Origin of the sequence: Flavobacterium mekongense (assembly GCF_047038255.1) — a bacterium.
In the GTDB taxonomy this organism is placed as follows: Bacteria; Bacteroidota; Bacteroidia; order Flavobacteriales; family Flavobacteriaceae; genus Flavobacterium; species Flavobacterium mekongense.
On record NZ_CP174374.1, the window covers coordinates 457997 to 477901 of the forward strand.

22 protein-coding genes and 1 tRNA gene are annotated in these 19905 nt (G+C 40.1%); 12 read left to right on the forward strand and 11 right to left on the reverse strand.

Annotated features, from left to right (window positions below; translation table 11 throughout):
• Nucleotides 1–53: 53 nt before the first annotated feature.
• Nucleotides 54–1307: an aspartate kinase gene (locus ACJG85_RS01830; protein ID WP_412476785.1), complete on the reverse strand. Its 1254-nt coding sequence runs from the start codon at nucleotides 1305–1307 to the stop codon at nucleotides 54–56.
• Entirely contained in the window at nucleotides 1307–1807 is a 501-nt protein-coding gene (locus tag ACJG85_RS01835) for a GNAT family N-acetyltransferase (protein ID WP_412476786.1), read from the reverse strand. Before ACJG85_RS01835 ends, ACJG85_RS01830 begins: the two co-directional genes overlap by 1 nt.
• Nucleotides 1808–1949: 142 nt before the next feature.
• Between ACJG85_RS01835 and fbp the strand changes: the two genes are divergently transcribed.
• Nucleotides 1950–2957 (forward strand): class 1 fructose-bisphosphatase, encoded by a 1008-nt coding sequence (gene fbp, locus ACJG85_RS01840; protein WP_409678366.1) that lies wholly within the window; start codon nucleotides 1950–1952, stop codon nucleotides 2955–2957.
• Between the two features lie 78 nt (nucleotides 2958–3035).
• On the opposite strand, the gene ACJG85_RS01845 is transcribed toward fbp, so the two are convergent.
• Nucleotides 3036–3467, reverse strand: coding sequence for a TerB family tellurite resistance protein (locus ACJG85_RS01845; RefSeq protein WP_409678368.1), 432 nt, complete (start codon nucleotides 3465–3467; stop codon nucleotides 3036–3038).
• Nucleotides 3468–3618: 151 nt separating this feature from the next.
• Between ACJG85_RS01845 and ACJG85_RS01850 the strand changes: the two genes are divergently transcribed.
• The 3 genes from ACJG85_RS01850 (at nucleotide 3619) to ACJG85_RS01860 (ending at nucleotide 6374) form a co-directional block, all read left to right on the forward strand.
• Nucleotides 3619–4212: a HupE/UreJ family protein gene (locus ACJG85_RS01850; RefSeq protein ID WP_409678371.1), complete on the forward strand. Its 594-nt coding sequence runs from the start codon at nucleotides 3619–3621 to the stop codon at nucleotides 4210–4212.
• A gap of 139 nt (nucleotides 4213–4351) precedes the next feature.
• Entirely contained in the window at nucleotides 4352–4780 is a 429-nt protein-coding gene (locus tag ACJG85_RS01855) for a deoxycytidylate deaminase (protein WP_409678373.1), read from the forward strand.
• A gap of 25 nt (nucleotides 4781–4805) precedes the next feature.
• The gene (locus ACJG85_RS01860; RefSeq protein WP_412476787.1) at nucleotides 4806–6374 is read left to right on the forward strand and encodes a S41 family peptidase; all 1569 of its coding nucleotides are present in this window, start codon (nucleotides 4806–4808) and stop codon (nucleotides 6372–6374) included.
• Here ACJG85_RS01860 and ACJG85_RS01865 read toward each other — a convergent pair whose 3' ends face one another.
• The 3 genes from ACJG85_RS01865 to ACJG85_RS01875 form a co-directional block, all read right to left on the reverse strand.
• Nucleotides 6375–6983, reverse strand: coding sequence for an FAD-dependent oxidoreductase (locus ACJG85_RS01865; protein ID WP_409678379.1), 609 nt, complete (start codon nucleotides 6981–6983; stop codon nucleotides 6375–6377).
• A 111-nt stretch (nucleotides 6984–7094) separates the two neighbouring features.
• Nucleotides 7095–7292, reverse strand: coding sequence for a hypothetical protein (locus tag ACJG85_RS01870; RefSeq protein ID WP_409678381.1), 198 nt, complete (start codon nucleotides 7290–7292; stop codon nucleotides 7095–7097).
• Between the two features lie 38 nt (nucleotides 7293–7330).
• Complete coding sequence (locus ACJG85_RS01875) at nucleotides 7331–7906, reverse strand: MarC family protein (protein WP_409678384.1); 576 nt, start codon at nucleotides 7904–7906, stop codon at nucleotides 7331–7333.
• Nucleotides 7907–8062: 156 nt separating this feature from the next.
• Here ACJG85_RS01875 and ACJG85_RS01880 point away from each other — a divergent pair, with 156 nt between their 5' ends.
• Nucleotides 8063–8635, forward strand: a complete 573-nt coding sequence (locus ACJG85_RS01880) for a DUF3109 family protein (RefSeq protein ID WP_412476788.1) — start codon at nucleotides 8063–8065, stop codon at nucleotides 8633–8635.
• 84 nt (nucleotides 8636–8719) lie between these two features.
• Here ACJG85_RS01880 and ACJG85_RS01885 read toward each other — a convergent pair whose 3' ends face one another.
• Nucleotides 8720–8968: a GIY-YIG nuclease family protein gene (locus tag ACJG85_RS01885; RefSeq protein WP_412477181.1), complete on the reverse strand. Its 249-nt coding sequence runs from the start codon at nucleotides 8966–8968 to the stop codon at nucleotides 8720–8722.
• A 37-nt stretch (nucleotides 8969–9005) separates the two neighbouring features.
• Nucleotides 9006–9079, reverse strand: a tRNA-Ala gene (locus tag ACJG85_RS01890).
• 171 nt (nucleotides 9080–9250) lie between these two features.
• Here ACJG85_RS01890 and ACJG85_RS01895 point away from each other — a divergent pair.
• From ACJG85_RS01895 to ACJG85_RS01910, 4 genes are read left to right on the forward strand one after another with little or no spacing between them, the layout of a single operon-like run.
• The gene (locus ACJG85_RS01895) at nucleotides 9251–10015 is read left to right on the forward strand and encodes an enoyl-CoA hydratase/isomerase family protein (protein ID WP_412476789.1); all 765 of its coding nucleotides are present in this window, start codon (nucleotides 9251–9253) and stop codon (nucleotides 10013–10015) included.
• Nucleotides 10016–10192: a hypothetical protein gene (locus tag ACJG85_RS01900; protein ID WP_409678393.1), complete on the forward strand. Its 177-nt coding sequence runs from the start codon at nucleotides 10016–10018 to the stop codon at nucleotides 10190–10192.
• 37 nt (nucleotides 10193–10229) lie between these two features.
• Nucleotides 10230–10682 (forward strand): 6-pyruvoyl trahydropterin synthase family protein, encoded by a 453-nt coding sequence (locus ACJG85_RS01905; RefSeq protein ID WP_409678396.1) that lies wholly within the window; start codon nucleotides 10230–10232, stop codon nucleotides 10680–10682.
• A 9-nt stretch (nucleotides 10683–10691) separates the two neighbouring features.
• Entirely contained in the window at nucleotides 10692–11444 is a 753-nt protein-coding gene (locus tag ACJG85_RS01910) for a UDP-2,3-diacylglucosamine diphosphatase (protein WP_409678399.1), read from the forward strand.
• A 1-nt stretch (nucleotide 11445) separates the two neighbouring features.
• On the opposite strand, the gene recJ is transcribed toward ACJG85_RS01910, so the two are convergent.
• Nucleotides 11446–13134, reverse strand: coding sequence for a single-stranded-DNA-specific exonuclease RecJ (gene recJ / locus ACJG85_RS01915; protein ID WP_412476790.1), 1689 nt, complete (start codon nucleotides 13132–13134; stop codon nucleotides 11446–11448).
• 113 nt (nucleotides 13135–13247) lie between these two features.
• On the opposite strand from recJ, the gene ade reads away from it, so the two are divergent.
• Complete coding sequence (ade, locus tag ACJG85_RS01920) at nucleotides 13248–14870, forward strand: adenine deaminase (RefSeq protein ID WP_412476791.1); 1623 nt, start codon at nucleotides 13248–13250, stop codon at nucleotides 14868–14870.
• A 74-nt stretch (nucleotides 14871–14944) separates the two neighbouring features.
• Here ade and rsmI read toward each other — a convergent pair whose 3' ends face one another.
• Together rsmI and ACJG85_RS01930 are read right to left on the reverse strand one after the other, a co-directional pair.
• Nucleotides 14945–15646: a 16S rRNA (cytidine(1402)-2'-O)-methyltransferase gene (gene rsmI / locus ACJG85_RS01925; protein ID WP_412476792.1), complete on the reverse strand. Its 702-nt coding sequence runs from the start codon at nucleotides 15644–15646 to the stop codon at nucleotides 14945–14947.
• Nucleotides 15647–16570, reverse strand: a complete 924-nt coding sequence (locus tag ACJG85_RS01930; RefSeq protein WP_412476793.1) for a hypothetical protein — start codon at nucleotides 16568–16570, stop codon at nucleotides 15647–15649.
• Between the two features lie 198 nt (nucleotides 16571–16768).
• Here ACJG85_RS01930 and ACJG85_RS01935 point away from each other — a divergent pair, with 198 nt between their 5' ends.
• Both ACJG85_RS01935 and ACJG85_RS01940 read left to right on the forward strand, forming a co-directional pair.
• Nucleotides 16769–17404 (forward strand): thymidine kinase, encoded by a 636-nt coding sequence (locus ACJG85_RS01935; RefSeq protein ID WP_409678415.1) that lies wholly within the window; start codon nucleotides 16769–16771, stop codon nucleotides 17402–17404.
• Nucleotides 17405–17426: 22 nt separating this feature from the next.
• The gene (locus tag ACJG85_RS01940; RefSeq protein WP_412476794.1) at nucleotides 17427–19871 is read left to right on the forward strand and encodes a bifunctional UDP-N-acetylmuramoyl-tripeptide:D-alanyl-D-alanine ligase/alanine racemase; all 2445 of its coding nucleotides are present in this window, start codon (nucleotides 17427–17429) and stop codon (nucleotides 19869–19871) included.
• The last annotated feature ends 34 nt before the right edge of the window (nucleotides 19872–19905 follow it).

A 19905-nucleotide genomic window follows, 5' to 3' on the forward strand; every position in this document is an offset into this window, starting at 1 on the left:
TTTAATATAAAAAAACCGCGAACACTTTATATTTTAGTCTTCGCGGTTTGGGTTTACTCTTTAGTAACCACTTGCAAGGTTTCACGAGAAATTTGTTTCAGCAAGACGGTTTTCCCTTTTTCTACCATTTCGGCGGCTTCTTTATTGAAGTGACGAATGGTGTACAAAGAAACGTTTTCGTTATACGCCACTTTGAATTTTTTGGCCAAGATATTTTTCAAATCATTGAAATTCCCGAATTTGTCTTCCACACAAACTGAGAAACTAATGGCCGAATTTTGAATCAAGCTTACCTTCATTTTGTATTGGTGGAACAGCGCAAAAATTTCGCTGATGTTTTCTTCCATGATGAAGGAAAAATCGATAGACGACAATGAAATCAACAATTGATCTCTTTTCACTATATAACATGGCGTGTGCGGCTCTAAATCTTTGCCTTTGGAAACACTGGTTCCAGGCAATAGCGGATTGATAAACGATTTAACGTGCAACGGAATTTCCTTTCTTTGTAATGGTTGCAAGGTTTTCGGGTGAATTACTGTAGCGCCGTAGAATGCTAATTCAATAGCTTCGCGATAGGAAATTTGATTCAACAATATGGCGTTTTCAAAGTAGCGCGGATCAGCATTCATCACACCCGGAACATCTTTCCATATGGTTACGCTTTCGGCATTCAAACAATAGGCAAAAATAGCCGCTGTGTAATCAGAACCTTCACGACCCAAAGTAGTGGTGAAATTGTTTTCATCGGAACCTAAAAATCCTTGGGTAATATTGAGCGCTTTTTTCTTTACCCCTTTTGAAATGAGTTGTTGGGTTTTTTCCCAATCCACATTAGCATCGCGGTAAGTATTGTCGGTTTTGATAAAATTGCGCACATCAATCCAATTGTTTTTTAAGCCGGCTTGGGCAAAATAGTGGCTGACAATCGTTGTAGAGATAATTTCGCCGTAGCTTACCACTTGGTCGTACACAAAGTTGTAGTTGGGCGATTTGTTGCTTCGGATAAAATACTCCAAATCGGCAAAATGACTGTTCACGGCAAAATACACATCATGTTCTTCATCTTCGAACAAATCCATCAAAATTTGGTAGTGGTATTTCTTGACTTCTTGTAAGGAAGAATGCAATTCGTTCGATTTCTCGAAATAATTTTTAATCACAACTTCCAACGCATTTGTGGTCTTTCCCATAGCGGAAATCACCAAAAGCGTGTCTTCGTGACCTACTTTTTCCAATACACTGAATACGTTTTTAATCCCATCGGCATCTTTTACTGAAGCGCCACCAAATTTGAAAATTCTCATTATAAATTAGTTAAAAAGTCATTGATTCCTTGTTCGTCCATTTGTACTACATCCCAATCGGCTAAGATTTTGGCGCCCGATTTTTTATAAAATTCGATGGCCGGCGTGTTCCAATCCAACACATTCCACTCGATTCTGAGTACGTTGTCTGCTTTACCTTGCTCTATAATTTTGGTGTACAACGCCAAGCCTAAACCACTGCCGCGCATTTCTTCTTTGACGATTAAATCCTCCAAGTGGATTGTTCTGCCTTTCCAAGTGGAATAGCGGTAATAGTATAAAGCCATGCCTACAATTTGCTTCTCTTGTTCGCTATCGCTTGAGTCATTCTCTACTTCGGCTACAAAAGTATAAAAGAGTGGATTTTCACCGAAACCGTCTCGTTCTAAATCGGCCACGGTTACTACAACCGCATCGGGTTCTTTTTCAAAAATGGCCAATTCTCGAATCAAATCCAAAACGGCCGGCATGTCTTTTTTTTCACCTTTGCGAATGTTCATCTGCTGTAAAATTTTGCTTGGTAACCTTTAGACCAAAAAGGTCTAGGGTTCACAAAAATACAATTAATAATTTCTTTTAGGAATAGATTTTTTCTTTGACAATTTTAGCGATATTTGCACCCACAACTACAACGATTTCGTAATGGAAGAACGCAACAAAACCTTAGGGGAATTTATCATCGAAAAACAAGAGGAATTCAAATATTCCTCGGGCGAATTATCTCGCATTATCAACTCCATCCGATTGGCTGCCAAAGTAGTCAATTATAAAGTAAACAAAGCCGGATTGGTGGATATAGTGGGCGCTGCCGGAGACCAAAATATTCAAGGCGAAGACCAACAAAAGCTGGACGTTTATGCCAATGAAGTGTTTATCCAAACCTTGATTAATCGCGAAATCGTATGCGGTATCGCTTCAGAAGAAAATGATGATTATATTACTGTAGCCGGTTCTGATAACAGTCATAGCAACAAATATGTGGTGTTGATGGATCCGCTCGATGGTTCATCCAATATCGACGTAAATGTTTCTGTAGGCACCATTTTTTCGGTTTATCGCAGGGTAACACCTGTGGGTACTCCGGTTAGCATTCAAGATTTTCTACAACCCGGAACCCAACAAGTAGCAGCGGGTTATGTTATTTACGGCACCTCAACCATGTTGGTTTATACTACCGGACACGGCGTGAATGGTTTTACTTTGAATCCGGCCATCGGTACATTTTACTTATCGCACCCCAATATGCAATTTGCCAAAGACGGTAATATTTACTCTATCAACGAAGGGAATTATGTCCATTTTCCGCAAGGCGTAAAAGATTACATTAAATACTGCCAGCTCGAAGAAGGTGATCGCCCTTACACGTCCCGCTACATAGGAAGTTTAGTATCCGATATTCACCGCAACATGATTAAAGGCGGTATTTATATTTATCCCACGAGTTCCAAATCGCCGAACGGAAAATTGCGTTTGTTGTACGAATGCAATCCTATGGCATTCATAACAGAACAAGCGGGTGGAAAAGCTACCGACGGTTTTGGCAGAATCATGGAAATCCAACCGACAGCACTACACCAACGCGTACCATTCTTTTGCGGCAGTTATAATATGGTGAAAAAAGCGGAAGAGTTTATGGCGAAGTATGTTTAAGTATCTGATTATCTGAGCACAAAAAGAGAAGCCTGAATCAATGATTCAGGCTTCTCTTTTTGTACTGATAAGTAATAATTACTTATTCATATGTGTCATTTCATATACAAACGTATCCGAATCCACATTCATCACCAAAAGTGACAATGCTTTGTCCACAATGTAAGGTACATTTCCCGGCGTGAATCCTAAAGCCAAGGCAAACTTGGTTAGGATTTCTTTTTGTTTTGGACCGAGAACGTGATCGGCATAAACCATACGCGATAAATCGTATAAACGCTCTAAACGTTGTACGTGTAAATACGGTGGATTAATTGGGTATTTTAAAGGATTTTCCAGAATTTCTTCATATTCTGCAGGCGATATTTCTAAACGAACAGCCAATTTATCTAAGAACTCTTTTTCTTCTTTGCTCAAATCGCCGTCGGCAGTAGCCACACGAACAATAGCGGAAAAATGACCCTTATTTCTGCTTTTAAACTCGCTGTCAAATAAATCTGAAATAGACATAATGGTATAGGTTTTAATACGGCAAATATAAGCCAATTTCCCGTTTCAGAAAACCAATTCTGTAAATGTTTTTTATCGATTTTAGGATTTATTTTAAAACGGCAATTAAAATTAATTGTAAGTTTACCACACTAACAACCTATTCACTACCATGTCAGATTTCTGGATATACTTTAATATCGGATTAAAACATGTGCTCGACCTCAACGCCTACGACCATGTTTTGTTTCTTTTGGCACTAACAGTACCTTACGAGTTCAAATCGTGGAAACGCATTTTAATCCTCATTTCACTTTTTACCCTTGGCCATACCTTGGCGCTCTTCTTGTCCGTGTTTAACATTTTAGCCATCAAACCGGCCATAGTCGAATTCCTGATTCCTATTACTATTTTGTCAACTGCACTTTATAACATTATCATTTCGGGTAAATCATCCAAAAAAGATGGTGTTTCTTTTACAGGTGCGGTAACGGTTTTTTTTGGTATCATCCACGGATTGGGCTTTTCCAACTATTTCAACAGCATCCTAACCGGTAAACCAACCGATAAGTTATGGCCGCTTTTTGAGTTTGCTTTAGGGATAGAAGTAGCCCAAATCATTGTTGTCTTGGCCGCTTTATTGTTGGCTTATGTGATGCAAACCTTACTCAAATTCTCCAAACGCGATTGGATATTGATGATATCCGCATTTATAGCCGGTGTGGTAATTCCCATGATTATGCAAAGTGAAATTTGGGTTAAATAAATTGTTTTGGAGCTAAAGGTTTGGGTATATTTGCTATCCGTTTTCCCGCTATCTGTTACAATCTTTTCAAATGGTTCCCATTTAAAAAGGATTTCCACGACTATCGGGGCTAACTGAAAAACCATTTGAACTTCAGGAAATGAAAGAGAAGAAACAACAAAAATACGATATCGCTTACCTCAGAATTGCCGCCGAATGGAGCAAACTATCCTATTGCAAGCGCAAGCAAGTAGGCGCCATTATTGTTCGCGATCGAATGATTATTTCCGACGGTTATAACGGAACGCCTTCCGGCTTTGAAAACTGCTGCGAAGACGACGAAGGCTTAACCAAATGGTACGTTTTACACGCCGAAGCCAATGCCATTTCCAAAGTAGCCCGTTCTACCCAAAGTTGTGAAAACGCTACGCTTTACATTACGCTTTCGCCTTGTAAAGAATGTAGCAAATTAATCCACCAATCGGGCATCAAACGCGTGGTATACCACAAGGGTTACCGTGACGAATCGGGCTTGGATTTCTTGAGAAAAGCCGGTATTGAAGTCACCAAGATCGACGAACTGGAATAACCAACTATACCATTGCTTTTCGCACATGAAATCAAAGGAAAAATACTTACCCCTTTTGCTGTTCTCCTGCGTTGCCTTGGGCATCGTAATTGGCGGTATGCTTAATTTTCCGGAACGCTCTTTATCCAAAGCCAACGCCCGAAAAGCCAAAATAGACAAACTTATCGACTTTATAGACGATGAATATGTAGACCATGTGAATTCGGATTCGATAGTCGACTTAACAGTGAACAGCATTTTGGCCAATCTCGATCCGCATTCGGTTTATATTCCGCCCAGCGAACAATCCACCGAAGCTGAACTCATGCGCGGTGACTTTGTTGGGATTGGCGTGAATTTCTACATGTACAAAGACACCGTAACCGTAGTACGGCCGCTGGAAAACGGCCCGGCCGAAAAAGCAGGAATACTGGCAGGAGACCGTATTTTGTATGCCGATAAATCAAAACTCTTCGGAAGAAAATTACCCACCGACAGCTTGTTCAACAAACTCAAAGGTGAAGAAGGCTCGACGGTTTTGCTTACGGTTTACCGAAAAAACTCCGGAAAAAAACTCAAAATTCCGGTAGTCCGTGATGTAGTCCCTATTAAAAGTGTTGACACCTACTTAAAACTGAACAAAACTACAGGCTATATCAAAATCAATCGCTTCGCCGAAAACACTTATACCGAATTTCGCGAAGGCTTAGAACAACTCAAAAGACAAGGCATTAATACTTTGGTCATCGACCTGCGCGACAACGGCGGCGGTTACTTGGAAAAAGCCGTGGAAATTGCCGATGAATTATTGAAAGACCAAGAGCTTATCGTTTTTACAAAAAATAAACGAGGCACTATCAACAAAACATTTGCCACCGAAGAAGGCATTTTTGAAACCGGAAGAGTGTATGTTTTGATTGATGAAAACTCGGCTTCCGCCAGTGAAATTTTGGCCGGTGCCATTCAAGATAATGATCGCGGAACCATCGTAGGCCGACGTTCATTCGGAAAAGGTTTGGTGCAACGTGAAATGGGTTTTGAAGACGGCTCAGCGGTTAGACTAACTACTTCACGCTATTACACGCCAAGCGGACGTTCCATTCAAAAACCTTACACCAAAGGCAACAGCGAAGCCTACATACACGATTTTGAAAAGCGTTTTGAAAGTGGTGAATTGTATGCCAAAGACAAAATTAAAGTGGCCGATTCCTTGAAATTCAAAACTAAAAAAGGGCGCATTGTATATGGCGGCGGCGGTATTGTTCCGGATATTTTTGTGCCTTTAGAAGTAAAAAAGGGTGAAGAAAATTTGGCTTATGTGCTCAACTCGGGCTTGGTTGGTCATTTTGTTTTTGAACAACTCGACCAAAACAGAAAGAGTTATGACGGCTTAGATCTAAAATCTTTTCTAAGCCAATTTTATACTGACAAAACCATAGTCGGTAAGTTTCAAACTTACTTAACAAAATCGGGCTTGGAAATAAACGTTCTTACTAACGATTCTTTGGTTAAAAAATACTTGTCGGCTGAGTTTGCCCGCCAACTTTTTGGCGAAAATCAATATTACCGAATCCTGTTAAAGGACGACGCCATGTTGAAAGCGATTTTGAAATAGTTATTTGCGAATACTGTCGTGCACTTGCACATGAACGCCATTGTTCCATTCCGTTAATATATCAGTAGCTACTGCAGCGCCACTTCCGGCGGCTATGGCTAACTGACTTCTCCAACCGGCTAAGGTTCCGGTAACATAGATACCTTCGGTTACTTTATGATCGGTATTTTTAAGTTGGATTCTGTTTTTTTCAGGAATTACTTTTTGATGCGGCATCACATAAGCTTCCAAACCTTCAATTGTAAACGGATTAGCAGCTCCGATGCCAATGACTACCATTTTGGAAGCATAAGTATTTTTATTGGTTATCACCTTGAAATTTCCGACTTCACCTTCAATCTTCATTACTTTCTCACCCGAAATTTGCTCGATATGCGGATATAATTGATGCAATTGTGTTACGCTTTCCGTGAGTATGTCTGAACCCAATTTCCCGGGCGGAATACCATAAGCGTTATTGAACAAGGCATCTTGTAAGGAAGATGCTTTTTGGTGCGCTATAATCCCTATTTTTTTATCGGCTACAAAAGGTTTGTTTTGAGCAGAACCTAAAATTAAAGCACAAGACATGCCCGAAACACCGCCGCCAATAATTAAAACATCGTACATAGAAGGAAAATAACAAATGTTAAAAAGCAATTTAGAAATAAACTCCAAAAATTAAATCTCAATATTCAATCGTTTGAAATTTAATGCTTTGAAATTGAAATTTAAAAGAAGTTAATTTTTCAGTTTTTCTTCGATTTTCTTCGACATTCTGAAAATCAAAAGAATCAACATGGCACATAGGGCCGCAGCTATTCCTATTAGCGCCACTAAGCTATCGCCTTCAAACAAATTACTGAAATCCAACATCGTTACGTTGAAAGCAATCAGGGCAAAAGCAATAACAATTAATATGGTAGTAAAAATTTTCATGGATTGAATTTATAGGACAAAAATACTAATTTTTAAAATCAGACAAATAGTCCTTTAACATTAGCAGCAAATAATTTAACAGCTATAGCCAATAAAACTACGCCAAATACTTTTCGGATGATGCTCAACCCATTTTTGCTTAGCATTTTTTCAATTTTGGAAGACGATTTCAACACAGCGTACACCAAAATAATATTCAAAAGTATGGCAATGATAATATTAATCGATTGGAACTCTGCCCGTAAAGACAATAAAGTGGTCATAGTTCCGGCACCGGCAATTAAGGGAAATGCAATGGGAACAATAGAAGCAGAATTGGCTTCTTCATCCCGATACAATCTGATTCCCAAAATCATTTCCAGAGCCAAAAAGAACAGCACAAACGAACCGGCTACCGCAAAAGAATTGGCATCAATACCTATTAGTTTCAAAATTTCTTCCCCAACAAAGAGAAAAGCAATCATAATACCGGCGGAAACCATCGACGCTTTTTCAGATTGAATATGACCAAACCGAGCACGTAAATCAATAATTACCGGTATGCTTCCCACTATATCAATCACGGCAAACAAAACCATGGTAGCGGTAGCAATTTCTCTGAAGTCTAAATTCATCTCGTTTTTTTTTGCAAAATTAGGATTTTAATCGTTTATAACGATTTTTGATTTTACCTTTGCATTAAAAATTGAGCTTTGGCTTTTAGCCGCAGCAAAAAAATTAATCTATTTAAAATACCTGAGGTCCACTGGGCTTCCTCCTCTTAATATCAAATGTTTCAATTAGGCAAAACCATAGTATCTGAAGATATACTCGAAAAAGATTTTGTGTGCAACCTTTCAGCCTGTCACGGTGCTTGTTGTGTAGACGGCGATGCCGGTGCGCCTTTGAGTGAAGCCGAAACAAAAATCTTGGAAGAAATTTATCCGAAAGTCAAACCTTTTTTACGCAAAGAAGGTATTGAAGCCATCGAAAAACTGGGCACTTGGGTTGTTGGTACCGATCAGGATTTAGAAACGCCATTAATTGACAACAAAGATTGCGCTTATGTAATTTTTGACGGAAAAACGGCACTTTGCGGTATTGAACAAGCCTATAACCAAGGTATCGTCGACTGGAAAAAACCGGTTTCTTGTCATTTGTATCCGATTCGCGTGAAAGATTTCAGCGAATTTGCTGCTGTCAATTACGACCGTTGGGACATTTGCAATGACGCTTGTACTTTGGGCAAAGAACTGCAAGTTCCTGTTTATAAATTTGTCAAAGAAGCCTTAATTCGAAAATTCGGTCAAGATTGGTACAGCGAATTGGAGAAAGTAGCGGAAGACTTGAAAAACGAAAAATAAAAAAAGCCTGAATCGATGATTCAAGTTTTTTGTGGAGAAGATGGGGCTCGAACCCACGACCTTCCCGATTACCATCGGGACACTCTAATAACTATTTTTGATTAATTTCTCAATATAAGTCCTGCTTTTCATTTTCTTAATCTGCATTTCACGTTGATAAGCCTCACTTCTTGAGAAAAATGATTCTGAATACTTCAATTTCCAATCCTTAGCTGATTTGGTATACTTACTGCGACTGTTCAAATGGTCACGTAGGCGCTCATCAATATTTTGACAAGAACCAACATAGTATTTATTAAGTAATTCGGAATAAATTATATGAACGTAAAACATATTCAAAAAGAAAAAGTCCTGATTTCTCAGGACTTTGTGGAGAAGATGGGGCTCGAACCCACGACCTCTTGACTGCCAGTCAAGCACTCTAGCCAACTGAGCTACATCCCCAATATTTGAATCTCAAAACCGGCCTTCCCGATTGCTATCGGGACACTCTAGCCTACTGAGCTGCATCCCCGTTTTTGAGACGACAAATATATAATTTTCTGCAAACAAAAAACAACTTCAAACACATCTTTTTTTGAGATTTGTTGTAAATTTACCTTAAATATTCATTTTATGTCTTCCGAAAATACAAACGGGTATATCCAAACCCAAATTGAAAACAAAATTGCCTTTCTTACCTTTAGTCATCCGGCCAGTAACTCATTTCCGAGTGATTTATTAGACAAACTAACTCAGGAACTCCAAGCACTAAGCAACAATTCTGAAGTCAACGTAATTGTACTGCAAAGCGAAGGAAAAACTTTTTGCGCCGGGGCTTCTTTCGACGAATTGCTCTCGATAAACAACCTTGAAGACGGGAAAAAATTCTTCTCCGGTTTTGCTAATGTGATTAATGCAATGCGCAACTGCTCTAAAATTATCCTTGGAAAAATACAGGGTAAAGCCGTTGGCGGTGGCGTTGGTTTGGCAGCCGGTTGTGATTTTGCCTATGCATACCAAGACGCCTCAATTAAATTATCCGAAATCGCCATTGGGATTGGTCCGTTTGTGATTGAACCTGCCGTATCTCGAAAAATCGGCAAGAATGCCATGTCGGTTTTGGCGCTTCAACCCAACCATTGGCAAACGGCGGATTGGGCTGTTGAAAAAGGACTTTATGCTGATGTTTTTGACAGTTACAACGAGCTAACTGAAGCAACTTTATCCATGGCCAAAAAATTGGCTTCCTATCATCCGGATGCTTTAGCAGCCATGAAGAAAGTATTTTGGCAAGGTACCGAAAATTGGGACACCCTTTTATATGAGAGAGCTGCAATCTCCGGAAAATTGGTACTGTCGGATTTTACCAAAAAAGCACTTAACGAATTTAAAAAATAAATGATGCTAGTAATTTCTCTTCTTCAGCAAGTCAATATCGATGAAAAAATAAAAAACGCCCCCGATAATGGCTACATGATAGGCGTTTGGATTGGTTATATTTTGCCATTTGCCGTATTAGCAGGGTTGGCTTGGTTGATGTATCGCAGAGCCAAAAAAAGACAAGACGAGCTGTAGTTATATTTACTAAATTTGCAGCATTAAAACTTTTTTCATGAGCAACATCCGAATTACCAAACAGTTTTCTTTCGAAACCGGTCACGCACTTTACGGCTATGACGGAAAATGCAAGAATGTTCACGGACACAGTTACAAACTATCGGTAACGGTAATCGGGCAACCTATTACTGACACTTCCAATGTGAAGTTTGGTATGGTAATCGATTTTTCGGATTTAAAAAAGATTGTAAAAGAAGAAATTGTGGATGTGTTCGACCATGCCACGGTTTTCAATAAAAACACACCCCATATAGAATTAGCCAACGAACTCAAAGAGCGCGGACATCATGTGATTTTAGTAGATTACCAACCTACCAGTGAAAATATGGTAACCGATTTTGCCCAAAAAATAAAAAATCGTTTACCCAATAATATCGCCTTACATTCCTTAAAACTGCAAGAAACCGAAACCTCTTTTGCCGAATGGTACGCATCGGATAATTCATAAGTTAGCTACATGCAAATTACACCCAACAAAAAAATCTATTTTGCCTCCGACCAACACTTTGGTGCTCCAACAGCGGTAGCCAGTTTTCCTCGTGAGCAAAAATTTGTAGCGTGGTTGGATGAAGTAAAGCAAGACGCCGAAGCTATTTTTTTGTTAGGCGATTTGTTCGATTTTTGGTTCGAATACAAAACCGTTGTACCCAAAGGATTTGTACGTGTTTTGGGTAAATTAGCTGAAATTCGCGACAGCGGTATTCCGATTTACTTTTTTGTAGGCAACCACGATTTGTGGATGCAGGATTATTTTGAAAAAGAACTGAACATCCCGGTTTACCGCGACAATCAGGAATTTGAATTTAACGGCAAAACATTTTTAATCGGTCACGGCGATGGTAAAGGCCCGGGTGATAAAGGCTACAAACGCATGAAAAAAGTTTTTACCCATCCTTTTTCCAAATGGTTGTACCGTTGGTTGCATCCGGATATCGGAATGCGTTTGGCTCAATATTTATCGGTAAAAAATAAACTGATTTCGGGCGAAGCCGATGTGAAATTTTTAGGCGAAGAAAACGAGTGGTTGATCCAATACTGCAAGCGAAAACTACAAACCAAACACTACAACTACTTGGTTTTTGGGCATCGCCATTTGCCTATGGTAATTTCTGTAGGGGAAAATGCTGAATACGTTAACCTTGGCGATTGGATTGGCTATTTTACTTACGGTGTTTTTGATGGTGAGACTTTTGAGCTGAAGCAATACTAAACTATCGTAAATCCTTCAACCGTAGCTGTACTGAAACCTTTCCGTTGAATTCGTTTTCGTCTATGCAATACACAGCGTCAAAAGATTGCTGGTTTTTGACCAAATCCAATTTCTTCCCTAAACCAAAACCAATGGCTCCAAATCCGGGAGAATTGTTTTGTTTGACGTAGAGCTTCAAATGGTCTTCTTCGGAACCTATCCCTTTAGCATAACCGGAATCTTTTAACCCTTTGGTCATAAAAACCGGCGTCATATTTTGTGGTCCGAAAGGTTCAAACTGGTTCAGAATTCTAATCAATTTCTCGTTGATATCCGTCAAATTAATTTCGGCATCCACTGTAATTTCCGGGGTTAATAAATCGGGATGTATCGTTTCTTCTACCGTTCTTTCAAAGGCTTCTTTGAACGCTGCATAATTTTCTTCTTTCAAAGTCATTCCCGCTGCGTACATGTGTCCTCCAAATTGTTCCAAATGTGCCGCACAAGCTTCTAAAGCATTGTAAATATCAAAATCTTTGACCGACCGCGCTGAGGCTGCTAACTTGTCGCCACTTTTGGTAAAAACTATGGTTGGTCGATAGTAAGTTTCGGTCAAACGTGAAGCCACAATACCGATTACACCCTTATGCCAATTTTCTTGGTAAACGACTGTGGTGAATTTTTTAGTTTCCTCATTTTCTGTGATTTGCGATAAGGCTTCAGCGGTAATTTGTTTGTCTAAATCCTTACGATCGCTGTTGTGTTGCTCTATTTCGGAAGCAAAAAACTCGGCCTGTTCTAAATCGTATTCTGTAAGCAAAGCCACAGCTTCGTTACCGTGTTTGATACGTCCAGCCGCATTAATGCGTGGCGCAATAATAAAAACAACATCGGTTATGGTGAGTTTTTTCTTTTTGACATTCTGAACCAAAGCTTTGATGCCGGGTCGCGGATTACTATTAATGACCTCCAAACCAAACTTGGCCAAAACCCTGTTTTCACCAGTCATCGGAACAATATCGGCGGCTATGGCTGTAGCTACTAAATCCAAATAAGGCACCAAATCTTCGACGGTTTGGTTACGATTTTGCGCCAAAGCCTGAATCAATTTAAACCCGACGCCACAACCGCACAATTCGTCGTACGGATAGTCGCAATCGGCTCTTTTGGGATCTAAAACGGCCACAGCTTCAGGCAATGTGTCACCCGGACGATGGTGATCGCATATGATAAAATCGATCTGCTTCTCCTTAGCATACGCCACATGATCGATGGATTTTATGCCGCAATCCAAAGCAATAATCAAGGTAAAACCATTGTCGTCAGCAAAATCAATCCCTTGATAAGAAACCCCGTAACCTTCGTTGTAACGATCAGGAATATAGGTAGCCACATTGGGATAAAAACTTTTCAGATAACTCGACACCAAAGAAACTGCTGTTGTACCGTCTACATCATAATCGCCAAAGACCAAAATGTTTTCGGCATTGGCAATAGCTGCTTCAATTCGAGCTACCGCTTTGTCCATATCTTTCATTAAATATGGACTGTGTAAATCAGCCAAACTCGGACGAAAAAATTGGCGTGCGGCTTCAAAGGTTTCAATACCTCGCTGTACCAAAAGCATCGCAATCAACTCATCTACTTTGAGTTCGGCTGCTAAAGCTTTGACTTTATCCGGTGATGGTTTGGTTTTAAGTGTCCAGCGCATGATAAATTAGGAATTACAAAATTGTATTCAACAAAAATAGGAAAAGCAACGGCAGGTTTATGGTAGTTTTAGTGTATTTATTCGTTACTTTTGAACTACAAATTACAAAGAAAATGCAAATTCAAGGTCAAATAGTCGATATCGAAAACCGCCGGATTTATTCGGGTGAAGTTACCGTTGAAAACGGAAAAATTGTCTCCGTTATTGAAAAACAAAACAATAACAAAAACTATATCCTTCCGGGTTTTGTCGACGCTCACATTCATATCGAAAGCTCAATGTTGGTACCATCTGAATTTGCTAAAATTGCGGTGTTGCACGGTACCGTCGGAACGATATCCGATCCGCATGAAATTGCCAATGTATTGGGAAAAGACGGTGTTTATTATATGATTGAAAACGGCAAAAAAGTCCCGTTGAAGTTTCATTTTGGTGCACCATCTTGTGTTCCGGCCACCTTTTTTGAAACCGCCGGCGCAGTGATTGATTCGGAGCAAATTAAAGAGCTGATGGCGCATCCCGACATTTATTATTTGGCCGAAATGATGAACTATCCCGGTGTGTTGTTTGACGATGAAGAAGTTTTAAAAAAGATAGCTTGGGCGAAACATTTCAACAAACCGGTTGACGGACATGCGCCCGGATTACGAGGCGAAGCGGTCCAAAAATACATCTCCGCCGGAATTACTACTGATCACGAGTGCTTTACTTACGAAGAAGCGGCCGAAAAATTGTCCTTAGGCATGAAAGTAATTATTCGCGAAGGCAGTGCCGCCAAAAACTTTGAAGCTTTAATCGCCTTACTGCCGGATCATTATGAAAACCTGATGTTTTGCTCCGATGACAAACATCCGGACGATTTGATTGTAGGTCACATCAACCAATTGTGTGCCCGAGCAGTGGCCAAAGGACATGACGTTTTTAAAGTTTTGCAAATGGCTTGTGTCAATCCTGTGAAGCATTACAACATGACGGTAGGTTTATTGCAACCCAATGATGCCGCCGATTTTATTGTAGTGGAAGATTTAACCCATTTTAAAGTGTTGCGAACCTATATCAACGGAGAATTAGTGGCTGAAAAAGGTCAGTCTTTTGTACAGCATGTTGCCTTTGAGAAACCCAATAATTTTAGTACTTCGCCAAAAACACTAGCTGATTTCAGAGTGACGACCGATGCGAAAACCATTCGGGTAATAGAAGCTTTGGAAGGACAGTTGATTACCAATGAAATTCATTGTTCCCCAAAAATTCAGGATGGCAATTTGGTTTCCGATACCGAACATGATGTGTTGAAAATGGCGGTAGTCAATCGGTATGAAAATACTCCGGTAGCGGTAGCTTTTATCAAAAACTTTGGTTTGAAAAAAGGAGCGATAGCCAGTTCGGTGGCGCACGATTGTCACAATATAGTCGTGGTTGGTACTTCAGATGAAGAAATTTTGAATGCGGTAAATTTACTCATTGCCAACACAGGCGGTATTTGTGCCGTGAATGGTGCCGAACAAAAATCGTTGGCCTTACCCGTAGCCGGTATCATGAGCGACCAAAACGGTTGGGAAGCCGGGCGTTTGTACCAAGAAATTGATGCTATGGCAAAAGAATTGGGCAGTACTTTAAAAGCACCTTTTATGACGTTGTCCTTTATGGCTTTATTAGTAATCCCCGATTTGAAATTATCGGACAAAGGCTTGTTCAGCGGAAAACAATTTGCATTTACGGATTTGGTGGTAGCGTAAGAAAATAGCGCGTTAGGGATTGTAGCAAGCTACCGTGTAGCGCGGAAAGCCCGGCCGCAGGCAACGCCCAAATATTACTCTTGGTTTTTCTTGCTTTCCTTAGTCTCGATTTTTCCGCCAACAACTGCAACGATTTCACCTTTTGCCGGTTTGGCTTCAAAATGTTGCAATACCTCAGCCGCAGCACCGCGAATAGTTTCCTCGTGGAGTTTAGACAATTCTCGGGAAACAGAAACCGGACGGTCGGCGCCAAAATATTGCACAAATTCGCCTAACGTTTTCACCAATTTGTGAGGTGAAACATAAAAAATCATGGTTCGGGTTTCTTCGGCCAAAGCCAAAAAACGGGTTTGTCTTCCTTTCTTTTCGGGTAAAAACCCTTCGAAAACAAAACGGTCGTTAGGCAAACCACTGTTCACCAAAGCCGGCACAAAAGCCGTGGCTCCTGGCAAACATTCTACTTCAATATTGTTTTCTACACAAGCACGAGTCAGTAAAAATCCGGGGTCGGAAATCGCGGGCGTTCCGGCATCACTAATTAAAGCAATGGTTTCTCCGGCTTGCAATCGCTTGATTAGATTTTCCACCGTTTTGTGCTCATTGTGCATGTGGTGGCTGTGCATGTGTGTAGCAATGTCGAAATGCTTCAACAATTTGCCACTGGTACGCGTGTCTTCAGCCAAGATTAAATCGACTTCTTTCAAAACGCTGATGGCTCTGAAAGTCATATCTTCCAAATTACCGATTGGTGTGGGAACAAGGTAAAGTTTGCCCATTTAGCTGAATTTTCGCTCTACGACAGCCATAAAACGCTCCATATAATCTTCTTTGCCTACCCAATAATTATAGTCGGGAATCACCATTTCGTTCAAGAAATTTTTGGCTTCTTCTAAAGTGTCAAAAGTGTTCAATTGCGAGATTACTCGGTTGAAATCTTCGTTGCTTTCTCCAAACAAATGGTTTACAAAAGCGATGCGGTCATTCAGGCCGATTTCTATGGTTTTAGCAAAAGCACTATTTAAAGATGCTGCCGGTTTGGGTTGTTCAATTTCCGGCTCCTGAGCATTTTCTTCTTTGGTTTCCGTTGGAAAAAGGGAAACTTCATTCGGTTTTACAAAAACAGGATCTACGTAATTTTCACCCAATAAATCTTCTAAGGCAATGTGCTTGGTTTCGGGTTTTAGTTCTGAGGCTGTCTCTGCTGGTACTTCCTCTTCTTCTTCCGCTAATTCAAATATTGGGGTAAAAAGCGGCTCTTCAGTGTTAGTTGCCTCTGTTGTAGTTACGGGAGTAGTTTCTATAATTTCTTCCTCAACTTCTTCCTCAACTTCTTCCTCAACAACCGTTTCAACTTCAGTTTCGGCTTCAGTTACAACCGGCTCTTCTTGAGCGTCTTCGGCTGCAAGAGTTTCCACCTCAACTGCAGGTGCTTCCGTTTCAACTTCGGTTTCCGCTTTAACTTCAGCCATTACCACTTGTGGTGTTTCCACTTCAAGTGCCTTTTCTAATTTCTCTTCTAATTCATGGGCGTCAACATCAGATTGCAGTAGTTCAAAATTGTCTTGGTAAAATTTTAAGACCGATAATGTTTCGTATAATTTTTGCGTTTCCTTATACAATTGATCCACTTCCGATTTGTTTTTGAGTTTTAAAATTCGGTGCGCAATGCTGATTAATTCGGCTTCTAATCTTTTTTTCATGATGGTTTGAAATTATATGGAATAAGCTGGATTGTTTTTAATTCTTCTCGAAAGCATTTATTTAACCTCGGGAAGAAGTAACAATAATTAAAATTTTTCTACATTTGAGTCGACGTAAAAATAGCAATTATTCAGGTCGATTGGTTTTCGTTACAAAGTAATAAAAACTATTCATTTTTAGCGCAAGAAAAATACAAAATGTTTCTCGAAAATACAGTAAATCATAAAGAACAGTTTGGGTGGATTGAAGTCATTTGCGGGTCGATGTTTTCGGGTAAAACCGAAGAATTGATTCGCCGATTGAAACGCGCTCAGTTTGCCAAACAAAAAGTGGAAATCTTCAAACCTTCCATTGATACGCGCTACGATGAAGCAATGGTAGTTTCGCACAACAAAAACGAAATTCGCTCTACTCCGGTACCGGCCGCCGCCAATATCCGTATTTTGGCCCAAGGTTGTGACGTGGTTGGTATAGACGAAGCCCAGTTTTTTGATGATGAAATTATAGCCGTTTGTAATGATTTGGCCAATTCGGGTATCCGAGTGATTGTGGCCGGATTAGACATGGATTTTAAAGGCAATCCGTTTGGTCCGATGCCGGCGTTAATGGCTACGGCTGAATACGTTACTAAAGTACATGCGGTTTGTACCCGAACCGGAAATTTAGCCCATTACAGTTTCCGAAAAACCGATAGCGATAAACTGGTTTTGTTAGGCGAAACCGAAGAGTATGAACCCTTAAGTCGTGCCGCCTATTTCAAAGCCATGCGTGAAAACATGGAAGTTAAAGATCCTGAACATTTGTCTTCAGAAGACCCAAGTGTAGCGAACTGACGCAATAATAAATCCCAACAACTTGACACTAACCCTACGAAATATCATTCCCATCCTTAAAGCCCATTGGGTTGGCCAAAATGATGTAGCTGTGATTGATGCGATATCCATAGACAGTCGCTCATTACAAAATGGCGAAAACACTATGTTTTTTGCCATCTCCGGGCCTAACAATGACGGTCACACTTACATCAACGAACTGATTGACAAAGGTGTTCGCCATTTTGTGGTAACACACATACCGGAGACAGCTGCCGGCAAAGCCAACTTTTTAGTGGTAGAAAACACGCTGGAGGCTTTACAAAAATTAGCCGCTTACTACCGAAGTTTATTCGATTTCCCTATTATCGGCATCACCGGAAGCAACGGAAAAACCATCATTAAAGAATGGCTGAATTTTTTGCTCAGTCCGGATTACAACATTATCCGCAGTCCGAAAAGTTACAATTCGCAAGTCGGTGTTCCGCTCTCTATTTTAGGCATCAACGAAAAACACAACCTTGGCATTTTTGAGGCCGGTATTTCAACCATGCATGAGATGGAAAAACTCCAGAAAATCATTCGCCCAACCATTGGCATTTTGTCCAATATCGGTTCGGCGCACGATGAAGGTTTTTCGAGTGTAGCAGACAAAATTAAAGAAAAATTAAAGCTGTTTACTTCGGTTAATGTACTGATTCTGAACAAAAACAAAACCATACAGGCCTTTGTTAACCCGAAAATCAAAACATTCAGTTGGTGTTCGGACAACAAAAGCGCCGACGTTTACATTACCAAAAAAAATTTAGGTGATTTAACCGAATTGCAAGTCACTTACAAAGAAGACACATTCCCGATTCTCATTCCGTTCCAAGACCAAGCTTCAATTGAAAATGCCATTCATTGTATGATGGTGATGTTGTATTTTGGCTACAATCCTAAGGTGATTCAAACCCGAATGGCGCAATTGTATCCGGTGGAAATGCGCTTGAAAGTGAAAAACGGCATCTACAACTGTACCCTTATCGACGACAGTTACAGCTCTGATTTCCAATCGTTGAAAATTGCCCTCGACTTTTTAGAGCACCAAAAGCAACACAAAAAGAAAACCATTATCCTCTCGGATATTTTCCAAAGCGGATTGAATAATGACGAGTTATATTCACAGGTATCACAATTGATTATTTCCAACAAAATCAACCGCGTTATTGGCATAGGCGAAACCATTTCACAGTATAAAAACAAGTTCATTAACGGCACTACTTTTAAAAATGTAGCCGAATTTACTGATGCTTTTGATCGTTTGAACTTTGAAAACGAAACCATTCTCATCAAAGGTGCGCGCGATTTTCACTTCGAACAAATTGTTTCGATGCTCGAAGAGAAAACCCATGAAACCGTATTGGAAATCAACCTCAACGCCATCAGTCATAATCTGAACTTTTTCAAATCGAAATTGGCTCCTAAAACCAAAATGATGGTCATGGTCAAAGCTTTTGGTTACGGTAACGGCGGATTTGAAATTGCCAAATTGCTCGAACACCACAAAATAGATTATTTGGGCGTGGCTTTTGCCGATGAAGGAATAAGCTTGAAAAGTGCCGGAATTAATGTGCCGATTATGGTTATGAACCCGGAAACCACCAGTTTTTCGGCAATTATCCAACACCAATTGGAGCCCGAAATATACTCGATTAAAGGACTAAAAGCATTCCTTAAAATTGCCGAACAAAAAAAGCTTAAAAACTTCCCAATCCATATCAAAATCGACACCGGAATGCACCGTTTAGGCTTTGAAGAAGAACAGCTACCTGAATTAATTACCATTCTAAAAGGCAACGAAACGGTTCAAATCAAAAGTATCTTATCGCATTTGGCTACCAGCGATGATTTAAAACACGATGCTTTTGCCCAATCGCAAATAGCTTTGTTTGAAGAATTATCGACCCAACTCACGGCTGTGTTAAAAATTAAACCGATTCGCCATATTTTAAACACTTCAGGTATTTCCAATTATCCTGATGCGCAGTATGACATGGTGCGTTTGGGTATCGGTTTGTATGGTATTTCCAACGATGAAGAAGAACAAAAATTCTTGGAAAACGTAGGGACTTTAAAATCGGTTATTTCTCAAATCAGAACCATAGAAACCGGCGAAAGCGTGGGTTATGGCCGAAGATTTATGGCCGAAAAAACCACTAAAATCGCAACTATTCCTATTGGTTATGCCGACGGTATTCGCAGAAGTTGGGGCAACGAAGTTGGCTATGTAGTCATCAACGGGAAAGAAGCCAAAATTGTAGGAAGTGTTTGCATGGACATGCTGATGGTTGATGTAACCAACTTAGATTGTAAAGAAGGTCAGTCGGTTGTCATTTTCGGAGAAAATCCTACGGTAACCCTGATGGCCAAAGCCCTTAACACCATTCCGTATGAAATTCTGACCGGGATTTCGCAACGTGTGAAAAGAGTTTTTTTCCGAGAATAAACTGAGGCTTCTTCTCTGTTTTTTCAAAATTTTA